At 33.1% G+C, this 17,973-nt stretch carries 10 protein-coding genes; 5 read left to right on the forward strand and 5 right to left on the reverse strand.

What is annotated here, in order from left to right; genetic code table 11:
- Nucleotides 1–386 precede the first annotated feature (386 nt).
- The 5 genes from ACNRYB_RS03790 to ACNRYB_RS03810 form a co-directional block, all read right to left on the reverse strand.
- The gene (locus tag ACNRYB_RS03790; RefSeq protein WP_473729285.1) at nucleotides 387–6,659 is read right to left on the reverse strand and encodes an RHS repeat-associated core domain-containing protein; all 6,273 of its coding nucleotides are present in this window, start codon (nucleotides 6,657–6,659) and stop codon (nucleotides 387–389) included.
- A gap of 7 nt (nucleotides 6,660–6,666) precedes the next feature.
- Nucleotides 6,667–7,113: a T9SS type A sorting domain-containing protein gene (locus ACNRYB_RS03795; RefSeq protein WP_473729286.1), complete on the reverse strand. Its 447-nt coding sequence runs from the start codon at nucleotides 7,111–7,113 to the stop codon at nucleotides 6,667–6,669.
- 142 nt (nucleotides 7,114–7,255) lie between these two features.
- The gene (glmS, locus tag ACNRYB_RS03800; protein WP_473729287.1) at nucleotides 7,256–9,106 is read right to left on the reverse strand and encodes a glutamine--fructose-6-phosphate transaminase (isomerizing); all 1,851 of its coding nucleotides are present in this window, start codon (nucleotides 9,104–9,106) and stop codon (nucleotides 7,256–7,258) included.
- Nucleotides 9,107–9,115: 9 nt separating this feature from the next.
- Complete coding sequence (locus tag ACNRYB_RS03805; protein WP_473729288.1) at nucleotides 9,116–10,768, reverse strand: DUF4270 domain-containing protein; 1,653 nt, start codon at nucleotides 10,766–10,768, stop codon at nucleotides 9,116–9,118.
- Between the two features lie 22 nt (nucleotides 10,769–10,790).
- Nucleotides 10,791–11,597 (reverse strand): glycogen/starch synthase, encoded by an 807-nt coding sequence (locus ACNRYB_RS03810; protein WP_008465476.1) that lies wholly within the window; start codon nucleotides 11,595–11,597, stop codon nucleotides 10,791–10,793.
- 106 nt (nucleotides 11,598–11,703) lie between these two features.
- Here ACNRYB_RS03810 and panC point away from each other — a divergent pair, with 106 nt between their 5' ends.
- The 5 genes from panC to ACNRYB_RS03835 all read left to right on the forward strand — a co-directional run bounded on the left by panC (nucleotide 11,704) and on the right by ACNRYB_RS03835 (nucleotide 17,777).
- On the forward strand, nucleotides 11,704–12,552 hold the full coding sequence (panC, locus tag ACNRYB_RS03815; protein ID WP_129747875.1) for a pantoate--beta-alanine ligase: 849 nt from the start codon (nucleotides 11,704–11,706) through the stop codon (nucleotides 12,550–12,552).
- 14 nt (nucleotides 12,553–12,566) lie between these two features.
- Nucleotides 12,567–12,917 (forward strand): aspartate 1-decarboxylase, encoded by a 351-nt coding sequence (gene panD, locus ACNRYB_RS03820; protein WP_008465481.1) that lies wholly within the window; start codon nucleotides 12,567–12,569, stop codon nucleotides 12,915–12,917.
- 203 nt (nucleotides 12,918–13,120) lie between these two features.
- Complete coding sequence (locus ACNRYB_RS03825) at nucleotides 13,121–14,275, forward strand: alpha/beta hydrolase (protein WP_129747874.1); 1,155 nt, start codon at nucleotides 13,121–13,123, stop codon at nucleotides 14,273–14,275.
- Nucleotides 14,275–15,636, forward strand: coding sequence for a DNA repair protein RadA (gene radA / locus ACNRYB_RS03830; RefSeq protein ID WP_095930311.1), 1,362 nt, complete (start codon nucleotides 14,275–14,277; stop codon nucleotides 15,634–15,636). Before ACNRYB_RS03825 ends, radA begins: the two co-directional genes overlap by 1 nt.
- 176 nt (nucleotides 15,637–15,812) lie before the next feature.
- The gene (locus ACNRYB_RS03835; protein ID WP_473729289.1) at nucleotides 15,813–17,777 is read left to right on the forward strand and encodes a transglycosylase domain-containing protein; all 1,965 of its coding nucleotides are present in this window, start codon (nucleotides 15,813–15,815) and stop codon (nucleotides 17,775–17,777) included.
- The last annotated feature ends 196 nt before the right edge of the window (nucleotides 17,778–17,973 follow it).

A 17,973-nucleotide genomic window follows, 5' to 3' on the forward strand; every position in this document is an offset into this window, starting at 1 on the left:
TACTATCCCATTTTTACAAAAATCTCTTATAAAAATAATAAGATACAACAACAAAAATGAACGATGAATAAGTAAAGAGCTCCAATAAATATGAGTATTTACCCAAATTATAACTTTTATCCTTCATAACGATTTCACCATTTCCCTTCTTGCTGAAATAATAGTAGTTAAATAAAAAAAATAAAGCAGGGCAAACCATAGCTACCAAACGCAAATCATAATTTATCTTCACTCCCGTAACAATTAATACAACATTTATGATTGTTAATAAATTACTTGTCTGTGTAAAAGACAAAAGACTATGTGCATAAAACTCAGGCGAAGAATGCTTCTTAGAGCTTTTAGTGAGTGAGAGATAATAAATATATTTATAAATTTTCATGATGTTAGTCTTTAAAAATCTTACTTTCATACCAATTATTTTTTCTTTCCAAATCCTGATAAATAGCCGAGTTTTTACCAAAAAAGAATCTGTTATAGGCCTCACTGTTTGTAACTCTTGGCCCTAGTATACTCCAGCCGATTGTGATTCCTATTCCATAAATATTGCCTCTTGTATTTGAAAGATGAATACTATATCTATTTACCAAGCCTTCTCTGATAGCACCATAATAATCATCATTAAATAAATTTTCAACTGCAGAATAATACCCTAGGTAAGAACCTCCATAAGATGCATACTTACCTAATGTAGACGCAAATCTTAAAGATACTGAGCTATTTTTTGCAGCTTGTACTACAGAGCCTGAAATATTTGCTTTAGTTCCTCCTTTAAAAGATTCAGACCAATATCGCATTGAACCATTAAAATTAACCGCAAATTTTCCTGCTGGTGCCGCATTATGAAATTTCACAACAGATAATTCATTCATTGTACCGCTTACCCCCCCTATTATGCCTCCCAAAGATGCAATATCACTATTACTAAATCCTACACTTTCAGGATCTACATAAACATTTGCTGGATCATCTTTAAAACTATAATTATAATCCTGAACAAATGGATTACCGCTTTCTCCAGACCCAACCGCACTCGCCCCTAAAGCTGGTTTATTATTATAATTATCTAAGTAATTATTTGCCACTCCAGTAGTGTACGAGGAAGCTGCACCAGAAGCAGCTCCTGCAAAAGCGCTTGTCCAAGCATTAGAAGTCCATTTTCCGGGGTTTAATTGTCCTCCACTTTCGTAAGCTCCTTTTACATATGCGGCAAACAAATAGCCAAAAACGACATTCCAAAATTCTCCGCTTGGGTCTGTATATCGAAGAGGGTTATTCATTACATACCCATAACGATTGTAATTTTGTGTATTAAAAGGATCCTGAATATTATTATCTGGCTGTAAAAAACGATGCAGTTTTGGGTCGTACAAACGGGCATTCATGTTTATAAGACCAACACTTTGTAAATGTTCATGACCTGTGTACCCTCTATCCAAAATAGTCAGTCCAGACAATGTATTTCCTGCTCCGTCCTGTACTCTCGCAATAGCGCCCCAAGCATCGAAAACTCTTTTTTCTACAATTGCTCCAGATGGGTCTGTAATTGCTACAATAGAATTTTGATAATCTCTTTGTAAAAATAGAATTTTTTGGTCTGTATCTCCATTGCTTTTAAATACTATTGGAGCAGTATAGCCATCTCCACCTATATAAGTAACAAAATCTGTAACACCAGTTGTTCTATTTTCTTTTATTTCCATAGTACCGTCTGCACTGTAATATTTTCGGAAAGGTCTTTTTAGCTTGTCATCCTGTAAATCGCCATAAAACATGGCTGTGCGATAATTACTATCATTATAATCAAAACTTACTTTGTCGACATCTTTTTCATTAATTAAGATAGGGCTTTTAAAAACATTGTAGTCTATAATCTGAGACGGTTTGACTGTATAATATTGTAAAGCCTCTGGGCTTACTGTAATTGAAGCATTTTGATATGGTTTTTCATTAGAGTATGTATATGTACCTAAACTATTCTGGGTAATCCTGCCCTTATTGTCATAAGCCTGTGTCTCATTTGCTCCGCTAATTCCTGTAAATTCTGTTAATCGGTCAAAATTATCATATTTAAAACTTTCGTTCCACGCCATTAAATTGTTGGTACGATTATCTAAATTTCCTGTAGTTGCATTAAAACTTGTTCCTAAAGACAATATATTGACCGATGGCGTGGTTTTGTCAAATTTAAATTGTTTGTTGTAGCCGTAACTATCATACTCATTAGTCAGTGTTAGTGGTCCGTTTTGAGCAGTCAAAAGCTGCGCTTTGGCATTTATGGTATTGGTTTGCCATAATAGAGCATTAGTGCCATTGTCAAAAATTTGATAAAGCGCACCATTTTTATAGCTGTATTTTACCGTTTTACTGCTGGCTTTACCTCCTAATCTCGAAGCTATTGATGCTTCTGTGAGTAAACGACCGTAAGAATCGTATCTATAATCCTTAGTAAATACTGCAAATGGTGTTGATTCGATCTTTGTCCCGATTCGTTTTTTATCATCATAAATATAATCGGTTTTAATCGTATTAACGCCGTCACTAAACTGGCTATTTATTAATAGTTTATTTGTTCCGTCATAAGTGTATTTTGTTTTAAAATTGGTGTAAAGTCCCGAAATTGTTTTTTCGTCCAGTCTTCCTTCTGGGGTTAGTTTATAAGATGTTACTCCGTTTTTATTTTCTTCACTTATAAGCTCCCCAAAATTATTGTAGGTATATTTAAATATTCCTGCAGATGGATCATCAATCTGTTTTTTCCTGCCCCATCCGTCTAGCAAAAATTTTGTTTTTATACCATCATAATTTACTTCTTTTAACTCTCCATTTGCAAAATAGGTATATTTAATTTCATTAGAAGGAACATCAAACATCGAAATTACATTACCAACAGCATCTTTTCTATACGTTTTGGAGATTACTCCATCATTTACTGTGGTGGTTAAATCTGCATAAAGAAAATTGGTCACTTTTCCGGTATAAGCCGTTTGTGTTTCAACACGTCCGTAATCGTCATACTTTGTTTCATTCCATTGCGATGGCGCTGTTCCAATATAAGGCTCACTTACTTTATAATTTCGATCTTGTATATCGTATGCATAAGAAACATAAGTAGAACTTCCCATTATATTTTTTGAACCCGATTTTATTTTTCGTCCCAAATCATCAAATGTTTCTTCAGCAACATTTCCATCTGCATATGTTTTAGTTAAAATAGTATTACCATTACTATTTACATATTTGTATTCATCTTTATTACCCAAACAATTGGTTTCGTTTATTTTTTTGAACCATGAATCATACTCAAACAAAGTTGTCTGCCCTAAAGGATTGGTTATTGATTTTAATGTTCCATTAGAATTATACAGATAGTTCGTAACTAGCTTTTCGGCATCTATTTCTTTACTCAAAAATCGTCCAGACGTGTCGTATTCATAATTAAATTCTCTTGTATCTTGTCCAGCTTTTAAAGTTCGTTTGGTAATGTTACCGAATTTATCATATACTCGATTCTCTGCAATATAATTTGTAGTCTCGTCTCCTTTCTTTTGAATCTGAAAAAGCAACTGCTGAGCATTGTATTCATACAATTCTTCTGTTCGCATTTTTTCACTTCCTAAAGTTACATTTTGGATTTTACTTAATGGTCTACCCACAATATAAACAGGCGATTCTATATTTTGATAAACTATATCTGTTATGCTTGTCTGTTTAGTTGATGCTCCTTCATTTGTTGTTATAATTTTTATTGGATTATTATAATTATCATAATTCATCTGAGTTTCGCTGGTTGTGTTTTCAAAACCATTAAATTGTTTAGCTGAAACGTTTTTAATTTTAAAAACCTTATTAGCAAACAACTCCTTTTCATAAGCCAATATTGATTTTGTTATAAAAGTCGATGGTTCATTTATCGATTTATTGGCTGTTGTATTTATTTTTGCAGAAAAAGTACTGCCTGGTTTTATCCAAGTATTGGGTTTTAAAGTAATACTTTGAGAAGCGACTAGATTTTCAGTTCCTGTAACGGTATAATTATTTTCTTTTATGATTGAAGAGGCAACTTGATTTGAAGATTCATATAAGGGCTCATGTAAGCCCAAAACTGTATAATTTTCAACATTAGCTCCTCGCAATGAAATATCATTTTTTGAAATATAAGAAATGATCTGTGAAGTACTGTCATACCAGTTTGTTTTTACTGTGCTTCCAAAACCTAAAAACCCTAATCCTTCAAGATTCATAACCGCACCACCATATTGATACAACTGCTTTTTATATTGGTTACTGCTTTGTTTTTCTAATTGCGAAACCACTTTAAATCCCGAATTAAATTTCATATCCATATTAGGATAAACTTGAGAAGTTCCTGCTGTATAAATCCCGTTATTGTCATTTAAAGCCATATAAGTAAGAGTTTCTTTTATACCATTTCCTAAAGTGATTGTTTTTAAGAGATTTTGTCCATCGATATAATTATTATTGGAAAAAAAAGAAATATTACCATCTTGGATTATCGCTAAATCCGTTTTAAATTCATTAGTTTTATTTTTTCTAGTAAAGAGGGGAATAAAATTTTTAGTAAGACTATATCTCGTTTTTGCATTATTAAACGAATAATTGAACCATTGATTAGTTCTATAAAATAAATTTATATCTATCCTAGATTGAAAATTGGAACCACTACCTGTCTCAGACAATTTAATACTTAAAATATCTGCTTTACCATCATTATTATAATCAAACGCAACTAATACTTCCGGAACATAAGTATGATCGTACTTCCTAGGAGTATAAGCCAACAAAGATTCTTCAACAAAATAATCTCCTCCAGTCGCTAATAAAACTTTTTTTAAGTCCGCCAAAAAAATATCACATTTTCCATCACCATTAAAATCTCCCATTATAATAGGAAATACCTCTATACGGGACCATAGCAAACTTCCAATATCACCTGGCATATTTTGTTTTACTCTAAACAATTGCACAAAAACATTATCTTTTAAGGTATAAACACTAATGTCGTTGTATGGATCACCTCTAAAAACAACTATATCCATTTTTCCATCTCCATTTACATCTCCATATTTAATACTATTAAGCCCTATAAAGGATGTTGATTTACCTCCCGATGTATCAATCCAAGGCCCTATTTGAATTGAACCTGCTTCAGTAATAAAATCTATTGTTTTTCTGCGATCTAGATTAATAAGCTGTATTTGAGAGTATCCATTTATAGGCTCTTTTAATCTAATTAATTCTGTCATTCCATCACCATCAAAATCAGCAGCCAAAGAGGGATCTCCAAGAGAAGGCGCTCCAAGAGGTTGCGCTTTTTGATAATCTAACTCTAATTTTTTTGTATCTAAATTATAAGTATAGATTTTATAATAATATTGAGAGCTAAGAGAACTTTCTTGAGCATAAACACAAACACTTTCCTTCCCTGAAATCTTTAAATTACTGTCCAGTGTATTTACAGCATATAAAGCTCTGTTAGATGGAAATACATTATCTACTTGTGATAAATTTTTAACAGAATTATCATCTAAAACTTTATTAAGATAAAAACCTCCTTTATAATCCTTGTGATTTACAAATTCAATATTTCCATCACCATCAAAGTCACCAACTACCACATTAGACAAAGACGACGACATATAAAATCCATTACTGTCACCCACATACTCTATTTGTGGAGATAATAAAGTTTGATTCTCAGCATATTTAAAAACGGTAGGATTATAACTTTTACTTCCATCGCCACTTTTCTCAGTTATACTTGTAAGACGAGAATAGCCTAATGAAGAAGTATCATGGGTTAAAGAATAACTTCTAAATCCTGCCCCATTAGTCTTTATATTAATTCCGCTTAAGATTTTATTTCGTGCAAAACTCTTTCCCCCAATATAAATTTGCTCCATTCTGTAATTAGGTTTATAAACAAATTGGATTTCATTAATTTGATTACTTGAAGATTTTAAAGCCCCATAAGTGATTCTTTCTATTACTGAATTATTAGTTGGACTTGTACTTCCAGAATATTCCGTATTATACTCATATTTAATTATAACTCCTTGTGGATTTTCCCAAAAACTAATTGTCCAATCTGTGGCAGAGCCATGGTTTTCATATTTTGCTAAAGAACCATCAGGATATTCTACTGTAAAATAATCAACAGGACTAAATACTAAATCTAATGTATTATTATTTTGCACATATCCACTATAACCTGTAATCTTTAGATTAGAGAATATTTCAGTTTCATAAATTCTCTTTGTTCCTCCAACATCAAATTTTTCACTGCTTTTTAAAACTAATCTTTTATCATCAAGAGCAAGACGATCTAAAGCATTAAAATCAACAGGATCAATAATTCCATCATGGTACAATGTTGAAGGAATCCTTGTAATAGCCGAAATACCAAGAATATTCCAACCAAAACCAGCCATTCCAATTCCACCTTGACTATTATATGATAAACTTATCTGTGGAGCAACTCCATTAATCCCCGGAGGAACAGCAATAGGAATTTTATAATTGGCCGCACCTGTTAGAGAGACTGATAATTCCCCTTCTGTAACGCCAACTTCTGCAGACTGCCCAAAACCAAATAAACCAACTAATAAAAACAATAGGCTAATATAAAACTTCTTCATTTACAAATTACTTTTTAATGATTTTAATAGACTTTTCTCCCCCATCTTTGTATGAAAGCAAAACCAGATAAACTCCGGCAGAGTATTGCTGAAAAGGAATGCTCAAATTATTAGTGTTGGAATTGGGCTGAAAAGTTCGCAATACCTGTCCTGTCATCGAATAAACATAAATGGAAGTCACATAATTATCATGTGCCAATTCCCATTGTAAATACAATTCTTCTTTTACAGGATTTGGGTAATAGGAAATAACATCTTCAGGAGAGAATTTTTCTAAATCATTTTCAGTTAAAGCTTCTGGTTCTACAATATCTTTTGCAGATTTAGCCAAACAATTAATACATAATGTTCTCGTAATTTGATTTCCTGCTTGATCGTAGTTGAAGTTAAGCTTGGTTTGAGCAATTGAAAAAAAGCAGCAATGAATAAAAATAAGGAGTATAATTTTTTGCATGGCAGATAAAATTAAAATATTTCTTACAAAACTACAAAAGAATCATATTCTTACAAATTTTATCTTAATTTTAACAATACGGCACAAAAAAAGCGAGACTTAAATCTCGCTTTTTTAACATATTTAATATTTAAAATAGAATCTATTCCACAGTAACCGACTTCGCTAAGTTACGAGGCTGGTCCACATTACATCCTCTCATTACAGCAATGTAATAAGAAAGCAATTGCAATGGAATTGTAGTAACTAACGGCGACAATGCATCTGAAGTTTCTGGAATTTCGATTACATAATCTGCCAATTCACGAACCTGAGTATCTCCTTTTGTAACTACAGCAATAATTTTACCACTTCTTGATTTAATTTCCTGAATGTTACTTACAATTTTATCGTAATGTCCTTGTTTTGGCGCAATAACAATAACAGGCATTAATTCATCAATTAAAGCAATTGGACCGTGCTTCATTTCAGCAGCTGGATATCCTTCTGCATGGATATATGAAATCTCTTTTAATTTCAACGCACCTTCTAAAGCAACAGGGAAATTATAACCTCTACCTAAATAAAGACAGTTTGGCGAATCTTTAAAAGTGGTAGCAATTTCTTTTGCTTTATCATTAGTTTCTAATGCTTCTGAAACTTTGTCTGGAATGATTTCCAATTCTTGAAGATACGTGTGGAAATCTGTATTTGATAAAGTTCCCTTAGCTTTTCCTAATCTTAAAGCAATCATTGTTAAAACAGTGATTTGAGTAGTAAAAGCTTTTGTAGAAGCTACTCCAATTTCTGGCCCTGCGTGCGTATAAGCTCCTGCATGGCTTTCTCTAGAAATAGAAGAACCAACCACGTTGCAAACTCCAAATACAAACGCACCGTTTTCTTTAGCCAATTTAATAGCCGCCATAGTATCTGCAGTTTCACCAGATTGTGAAATAGCAATAACTACGTCATCTTTATTGATAATTGGGTTTCTGTATCTAAACTCCGAAGCATATTCTACTTCAACAGGAATACGTGTAAATTCTTCAAAAATGTATTCTGCTACTAAACCTGCATGCCAAGAAGTTCCGCAAGCCACGATTAAAATACGTTTTGCGTTTAAGAATTTCTCCAAGTTATCTTCAACACCAGCCATCTGAACAATTCCCTCATTTGCATGAAGTCTTCCTCTGTAAGTATCTTTAATTACACTTGGCTGTTCGTAGATTTCTTTAAGCATGAAATGGTCATACCCTCCTTTTTCAATCTGCTCCAAGTTCATTTGAAGTTCTTGAATATAAGGATCTACTAAAGAGTCGTCTTGGATTTTTCTAATTTTGATAGGCTTATGCAATCTGATATTAGCCATTTCACCATCTTCTAAATAAACAGCATTAGAAGTATATTCAATAAATGGCGAAGCATCAGAAGCAACAAAATACTCGCCTTCTCCAACTCCAATTGCCAACGGGCTTCCTAATCTTGCCGCTACAAGTTCGTTTGGATTTTTTCTATCAAAAACAGCAATTGCATACGCACCAACAACTTGGTTTAACGCAACCTGAACTGCTTTACCTAATTTAATGTTTTCTTTCTTTTGAACTTCTTCTATTAAATTAACTAAAACCTCAGTATCTGTATCTGATTTAAAAGTATAACCTCTTTTGATAAGCTCCTCTTTCAAAGGCGCATAATTCTCTATAATTCCGTTATGGATGATTGCCAAATCACCAGAATTAGAAAGATGAGGATGCGAGTTCACGTCATTTGGAACCCCATGAGTAGCCCAACGCGTGTGTCCAATTCCAATGTTTCCGTTTGTTGTAAAACCTTCATTGGCTTTAGCCTCAAGATCGGAAACTTTACCTTTTGTTTTGCAAACTTTAATGCCCGACTCTTCGTCATACAGCATAACGCCGGCACTATCATATCCTCTGTACTCAAGACGCTTTAATCCCTTTATTACAATAGGATAGGCATCTCGGTGACCGATATATCCAACAATTCCACACATATATATTTATTAATTTGGTTTCGTGTAGTATACTTCGAGTCTCAATCTTTTCTTTTCTTGTTCAGAATCAGGTGAACCACCTTTCTTTCCTCCAAATAAGACTGTACCCAAAGGATTCATAACTGATGTTCTTGGTGCTACAGAAAAATATTCAATTGGATCATCATTAATTTGAATCTTGTTCTTCAACGCATTAAACGTAAGCATTGTAGCACTTTGAGAAACAACCAGTCCTAAATCAACATTTTTAGCCGTCGCATCCTTAATTAGATTACGAAAATGGCTTGTGATTCTAATTTTATAACTCTTCCCTCTTTTGTCAGAACCTACAGTAATCAAGCCTCCATAAGCAGAAGAAGGATCGCTAGAATAATCTGCCAAAACAGTATTATCTGTAAAATTATACAAATACACTCTATTTGGCTCTTCAGTACCTGTCATTTTAGTGGCATCAATATAGAATACTAAGTTAGCTTCGTTAACTTTCCAGTTTTTGTTAGCCACATTATATCTAATTTCATCTAATTCATCAGGAACCTTATTTGACGCATTTACCACATTACCTTTTTCATCATATCCCATCACATCCGTCTGATTAAAAAGCTTTATAATAGCTAAAGATCCTTGACCGCCTTTTAGATAAAGTTTTTCATCTCCAACAGTTTTATTAACGTTAGTAGTTATAGCACTTTCGTACTCAGGATTTCGTGCATCAGCCAGAAAATTAGCTGTATTTGATGTTGCCGCCGAAGCACCTTTTAAATTCAATACGATTTTCTTACTCTCTACATCTGATGTAGCCTCTGTTTTGGCTTTGTAAAAAATTGTAATTTTACCTTCGCTAAAATTTATTAAAGCCATGTTGCTTGGACTAGATCCAGATTTTTCAACATTAAAATATAAACCTTTAAAATATTCCTGAAAAACATCTTCAGCCGCAAGTTTTGAAGGATCCGCTTTTAATATTTTATCTTGAAAAAATTGCGTATTAAGATGCAAAGTCATCTGAGGCTTTTTTCTTTCTGTCGTTACAGTTTTATCCGAATTAGTTGTTTTGATTACAATTTCTTTCGAACTAAAATAAAACTCATCATTCTCTAAAGCTCCACCATTATTTAATCTTTCCCCAACTTTCTTATTTGAGAATTCATTATTTTGATCTGTATAATAAAACTGTGGCAACTGATTACCCCCACTAAAATAACTATTTCTCATCTGAATTCCAGATTCATAAACACTTAATTTTAGTTTTCCATTTTTATCTCCGTAAATAGAATCTAATTCATAGGTACTGTCTCCCTCTTTACCAGTAGCTATAACATGACTGAAATAAGGAATCTCTATTTTAACACTATCAACAACTGGAGCTATTCCAATAGTCGGAGGATAAGATTCAAGCCCTACTTGAGTCACAAAATTTGCAGTCGTAGTTCCAAAAAGAGGATTATCAAAAATACCCAAAGCATTTGGAGTCATATTATTCGACTGGACAGGAGTAACTTCTTGATTAAAAGCTAAAACATCATATTTTTCAGATTCAAGTCCAAAGTGATCATCTCCAACCAAACCGTCACCAATTGCATTAAAATCTTTGTCACAAGAGTATAGAAAAATAGCCATTACAGCCAAAAGAGTTTTCTTAAAAAAAGAAGTTTTATACATGTCTAATAATAAAATTTAAAATTTAAAGTCCAAATGTTCTGTAGAAATTTGTATAAGCATCTGCAAATCCATCTTTCCCGGCGAAAGGTAAAAAAGGTTTTCCTGAAGATTCTATAAATTTTGTTAAACTTGGAGAAACATTTTCTGATGCAATAATTACACCATCAGAATGTAAGATGCTAGCTTTTAAAACATTCTCGTAATTTGGAGTTTCTAAATCTGATACGGCTTCATGAGGAACACCGTCAAATTTAACTTTATTGATCATTTCTAAATCTAAATTTTCATCAAATGATTGTCCGTAAACAGAAGTGATGATTTTAGTTTCAGAAAACAAGGCTTCATGTTTATAATAATGCTTCATATAAATTGGAAGCATTGCCGCAAGCCAGCCATGAACATGTATAATATCTGGAACCCAGTTTAATTTTTTTACAGTCTCTACAACACCTTTTGCAAAGAAAATGGCTCTTTCGTCATTATCAGGATATAAAGCACCTTCTTCATCTGTAAAAGTGGCTTTACGTTTAAAGTATTCGTCATTATCGATAAAATAAACCTGGATTCTCTCTTTCGGAATAGATGCTACTTTGATAATCAACGGCATGTCTAAGTCATTCACTACCAAATTCATCCCTGAAAGTCTAATCACTTCATGCAATTGATGTCTTCTCTCATTGATATTCCCATATCTCGGCATGAAAATTCTTATCTGACCGCCTTGATCATTAATCATTTTCGGAACGTCATAAGACATTAAAGAAACCTCATTTTCAGCCAAATAAGGCACGACTTCAGATGATACGTATAATATCCTCTTATCTTTCATAATAGTATTTTACTTAATTTTGGTAATAAAAACGTCGCAAAATTACAAAATTTTATGCAGTTTATAACTAATATATTATGTTTGCATAAATTTTAATAATACCTCAATGCATATTTTCTACAGTAAAGCAGCGTTGATAGCCTATCTTAAAACTATCAAAACCGCAAATTCAACTATCGGATTTGTACCAACAATGGGCGCTTTACACCAAGGACATTTGGCTTTAATGCAACGTTCGTTAAAAGAAAACGATGACACAGTAGTGAGCATTTTTGTCAATCCAACACAATTTAACAACCCAGAAGATTTAGCAAAATATCCTAGGACGCTAGAAGAAGATGTTAAGAAAATGCGTACATTAAGTGATAAAATCATTTTATACGCACCTTCAGTCGAAGACATTTATGAAGGAAATACCGTTTCGCAGACTTTTGATTTCGACGGATTAGAAAACCAGATGGAAGGAAAATTCAGACCTGGTCATTTTAATGGTGTTGGAACAATTGTAAAAAGGCTTTTTGAAATTGTAACTCCAACAAATGCTTATTTTGGAGAAAAAGATTTTCAGCAATTACAGATTGTTAAAAAATTAGTAGAAAAAACTGGATTGCCTGTAAACATTGTTGGGTGTCCAATTTTTAGAGAAGAAAATCAGCTTGCAATGAGTTCTAGAAACGAACGTTTGACAACTGAAGAAAGAAAAAACGCTTCAATTATCTACAAAACTTTAACTGAAGCAAAAGAGATTTTTCAAAATCATAGTCCGCAAGAAACAATCGAATTTGTAGAAAATTCTTTCAAAGACAACAAAGAATTTGAACTAGAGTATTTTGTTATTGCTGACGAATCTACACTTTTACCTATCAATCAAAAAGAGAATGACAAAAAATACCGAGCATTTATAGCGGTATTTGTTAATTCTATAAGACTGATAGACACCATTTCATTAAATTAATCTAACTTTGCATCATGCAAATTCAAGTTATAAAATCAAAAATTCATCGTGTTAAAGTAACCGGAGCCGATTTAAATTATATTGGCAGTATTACTATTGATGAAACGCTACTAGAGGCTTCAAACATTATTGAAGGCGAAAAGGTATCTATTGTTAACATCAATAATGGCGAACGTTTTGAAACTTACGCTATTAAAGGTGAAAAAAATTCAGGCGAAATCACTTTAAACGGTCCTGCTGCAAGAAAAGTTCAAAAAGATGACATCATCATTATCATTTCTTATGCAACCCTAGATTTTGAAGAAGCAAAAACCTTCAAGCCTTGGATTATTTTCCCGAACGAAAATGACAATTCTTTAACCTAAGATTTTCTTTTTCTTACCGAATTTCCCTACTTTGTCAAAAGCCATTTTTGAACAAAACATCTTTCTTTTGCCTCAATCCAAACTGGTTCTGATGCTAAAACACTGTGCTTCAATTTTTACCTCAATTAACAAAGAAGCAAATAAAATAGTATATTGCTACACTATTTTCAATACTTTTTTAATTTACTGAAATGCCACAAATCATGAAAAAAGTTTACCTACTGACACTTTTGATTTCGTTCTCATCGTTTGCCCAAAAAACGTTCGACAACATTAAATCAGAAAAACTGGGAGAAGAACGCAGAATTACGATTGGACTTCCTGCTTCTTATGAAGCAAACAAAGAAAAAAAATATCCTGTTCTTTATTTATTGGATGGAGATTACTTATTTGATCCGTTTTCTGGAGCCATAAGTTATGGAACTTATTGGGATGACATTCCAGAAATGATCATCATCGGAATTCATCAAAACAAAGATGAAGAACGCTACGATGACACAACAATTGATCAAAACGAAGGACTTCCTTTTGAAAAAGGAGCAAAATTTTTCGAATTTATAGGAGCAGAATTAATTCCTTATATCGAGAAAAAATATCGCACCACGCCTTTCAGACTTATTGCGGGTCATGATGTAACGGCAAGTTTTGCTAATTTTTATTTGTATAAAGAAATTCCGCTTTTTAATGCATACATCTGCTTAAGTCCAGAGCTTGCTCCAAAAATGGAAGTGCGTATTGCAGAGAAATTTGCTAAAATAAAAAGCCCTATTTTCTATTACCTTTCTGCTGGAGAAGGTGATATCAAGAAAATTAAAGAACCAATAGATAAATTAAACAGTAATATTAAAATCGCTAATAATCCGTTAGTGAATTATAAATATGATGTTTTCAAAGGCGCAACACATTACACAGAAGTATTGCATTCTATACCAAGTGCATTGTACCAGATTTTTGAAGTATATAGACCTATAAATTCTGCCGAATACAACGACAAAATTGCGGTTCTTCAAGAAGGTTATGCAGAATATTTAGAAAAAAAATATGCTACAATGTCTGAAGCTTTAGGAGTTCAAATTCCTGTTCGAATGAGCGATTTTAAAGTAGTAGAAAATCTTATTTTAAAAAGAAATGCCTATAGCGAACTAGGAAAAATGGCTGAAATAGGAAATGTAAATTACCCTAAAGCCATGTTGGGAGAATATGAATTAGGATTAATGTATGAAAAACAAGGTGATCCTAAACACGCTTCGAAAAAATACCAAAACGCTTCTCAAATGGAGCCAATTGGCGATTTGAACAAAGACATGATGTATGAGAAAATTGACGAAATGAATACACTTGCTAAAAAAAGTAAATAATGTCAAAAGTTAAAACTTCCTTTTTCTGCCAAAACTGCGGAACCCAATATGCCAAATGGCAAGGGCAATGCAATGCGTGCAAAGAATGGAATACGATTGCCGAAGAAATTATCCAGAAACAGGATAAAGTAGCTTGGAAAAGTGAACCCACTCCAACAAGCAAAGCGCCAAAACCTTTAAAAATTAACGAAATTGATTCTACACAGGAAGTTCGCATGGATACTACCGACAGCGAATTGAATCGTGTTTTGGGTGGCGGACTTGTTCCTGGATCTTTAACGCTTTTGGGCGGTGAACCCGGCATCGGAAAAAGTACACTTTTACTTCAAGTATCATTAAAGTTACCTTATAAAACATTATACGTTTCTGGAGAAGAAAGTCAGAAACAGATAAAAATGCGTGCCGAAAGAATAACGCCAAATAGCGATAACTGCTATATTTTAACGGAAACCAAAACGCAAAACATATTCAAACAAATTGAAACCATTCAGCCTGAAGTGGTCATTATTGACTCAATTCAAACTTTGCACACTGACTACATCGAATCGACTGCAGGAAGCATTTCTCAGATTCGTGAAACCACCGCAGAACTAATCAAATTTGCCAAAGAAAGTAATATTCCCGTAATCTTAATTGGGCATATTACTAAAGACGGAAATATCGCTGGACCAAAAATCTTAGAACATATGGTTGATACTGTACTTCAATTTGAAGGCGATCGAAATCATATTTATAGAATTTTACGTTCGCTAAAAAACCGTTTTGGTTCAACTTCTGAACTTGGTATTTACGAAATGCTTGGTAGCGGATTAAGAGAAGTTTCAAATCCTTCCGAAATTCTAATTTCGCATAAAGACGAAGAACTTTCTGGAACTGCAATTGCTACAACTTTAGAAGGCATGCGCCCGTTAATGATTGAAATTCAATCTTTGGTTAGCACAGCAGTTTACGGAACACCTCAAAGAAGTACAACAGGCTACAACGCCAAAAGGCTAAATATGATTCTGGCTGTTTTAGAAAAAAGAGCAGGATTCCGTTTAGGAGCAAAAGACGTTTTCCTGAATGTTACAGGCGGAATTTCTGTTGATGATCCTGCCATTGACTTAGCCGTTGTTGCCGCAATTTTATCTTCTAACGAAGATATTCCGGTTGGAAAAGGTTTCTGTTTTGCCGGCGAAGTCGGACTTTCTGGTGAAATTCGTCCTGTTAATCGTGTAGACCAACGCATTCAGGAAGCTGAAAAATTAGGTTTCGACACTATTTTTGTTTCTAAATACAATAAAATTGCTTTAAAAAACACAGGAATTAAGATTGAACTTGTTGCAAAAATTGAAGATGTTGCAAGTATCCTTTTTGGTTAATTTTTTCTTTTTGCCATAAATTACACAAATTAAACACGAATTTTATTTTAAATTTAAAATCTGAATTTATACATTTTACATTATCTAAAATTAATTCGAGAAATTCGCGCAATTCGTGGCAAAAAAAAACAATACTACGTTTCAAAAATTTCTAAATTCTTTTGAAAACCAACTTTATGAATTTTCCAAAACAAAAAATATACAAGGCATTAAAAATACTGGGAATAGTAATTTTAATGCTTTGCATCGGATTATATTATTTTCGTAATTCACTTCTAAAACAAGCCATCGCAAAAGTTACCCACAAAATGGCTGTTCAATACAACAGTAACTTTTCTGTAGAATCGGCTTCGTTTGATGGTTTATCGACTATAAAATTAACAGATGTAGTTCTAGCTCCAATAAATGCTGATACGCTCGTCAAAATAAAAAATGTGGAAACGAGCATTAGTTTAAGCAACTTATTGATTGGAGATGTTCAAGTCGGAACTCTAAAAGTAGACAATGGCTATATTCAATTAGTAAAAAAAGGCAAAAAACGAAATTTTGATGCTTTTCTAAAAAGAGATCGCGAAGAAACAGAATCTAACGAAAAACGAAAGTATGCTTCATTTGCTTACAGAATCATTTCTAAAGTATTGAATTTAGTTCCAACTGATATGGATCTGAAAAACTTCAAGTTCAAAATCGACGACAACGGAAAACAAACCAATATTGATGTCGATAAATTGGTTTTAAGCAATAAACAATTAGAAACAAATCTGCATGTTCAAGCTAAAGATTTTGACCAGCGTTGGAACATCAAAGGATTTGCCGATCCACGAAATAAAAAAGCTGATATTCGATTTTTCAATTTAGATACCGGAGCCATTCGCGTTCCATATCTTGACGAAAGATACAATCTTAAAGCAAGTTTTGATTCTATTCGATTAAATCTTGAAAATATTGACAAAAGCGGAAGCGAATTGCATATTGATGGTTATACTTCTATCGCCAATCTTAAAATCAATCACCCAAAAATTGCGAGCAAAGATGTGGTGATAAAAAATGCCCGTTTTGATTATCGATTCTTACTAGGCGATAGTTTCATTTCTATTGACAGCAGTTCAACAATGCAATTGAATAAAATTAAAGTTCGTCCTTACGTTTCTTATGATACTGAAAAAGACACCATTTATACTTTGAAAGTAAACATTCCGAAAATGAAAGCGCAGGATTTTATCGTTTCGCTTCCAGATGGTTTATTTACGCATTTTCAAGGTATGCAGGCGACTGGAAATTTTGATTACAAATTGGATTTCAAATTCAATAAAAACAAACCAAATACGCTCGTTTTTGACAGTAAGCTCAACAAAGAAGATTTACGAATCACTAAATATGGTGAAGCCGATTTAAATAAATTAAACGGAGAATTTGTATATCGTGCCATTATTCAAAACGTATTGCAAAGACCTATTTTGGTCGGAAATGCGAATCCAAATTACACTCCTTTGGATCAAATTTCACCTTATTTAAGAAAATGTGTTTTAACGACAGAAGATCCTTCTTTCTTCTCTCATCGTGGATTCATAAACGAAGCTTTCAAACAATCGATTCTGAAAAACATTAGAACGAAGAAATTCTCGCGCGGTGCCAGCACAATCAGCATGCAGTTGATTAAGAATGTCTTTTTAACTCGAGAAAAAACGCTTTCGCGAAAGCTTGAAGAAATTCTATTGGTTTACATTTTAGAAAACAACCGAATTGTAAGCAAAGAAAGAATGCTGGAAGTATATTTCAACATTATCGAATGGGGACCAAATGTGTACGGAATTGGAGAAGCCAGTCATTTTTATTTCCAGAAAAGCCCATCGGCTTTGAATGTCGATGAATGTTTGTACTTGGCAACCATTATTCCGAAACCAAGAAAATTCATGTATCAGTTTAATGATGAAGGAAACCTAAAAGATTATGCTATAAAAAACCAGAAATTCTTAAAGAATTTGATGTTCAGAAGAGGGCTTTTAGTTCCTGAAGATACTATTGGAATACTGCCAGTTTATATTTCTGGAAACGCGCGTTCATTAATCAAAATTAAAGTTCCAGATTCGACTGCAGTCAAAACAGATTCTTTGGCTGTTGATGATGAATTTGATTTGTAATTTTCTGCCACGAAGGCACTAAGGCGCAAAGTTTTTTGAATAGCCCCTAGCTTAAGCTAAGGGAATATGATTGAAATAGAAAAGGGCTTTAGCCAAACTGATAAAGTTTGGCTAAAGCCCTTTGATTTGCGTTTATATTTTCATCCAGCTAAAGCTGGACGCTATTGAATTTAATACATTAAACTTAGCGACTCTG

Source organism: Flavobacterium sp. CR10 (assembly GCF_055814415.1).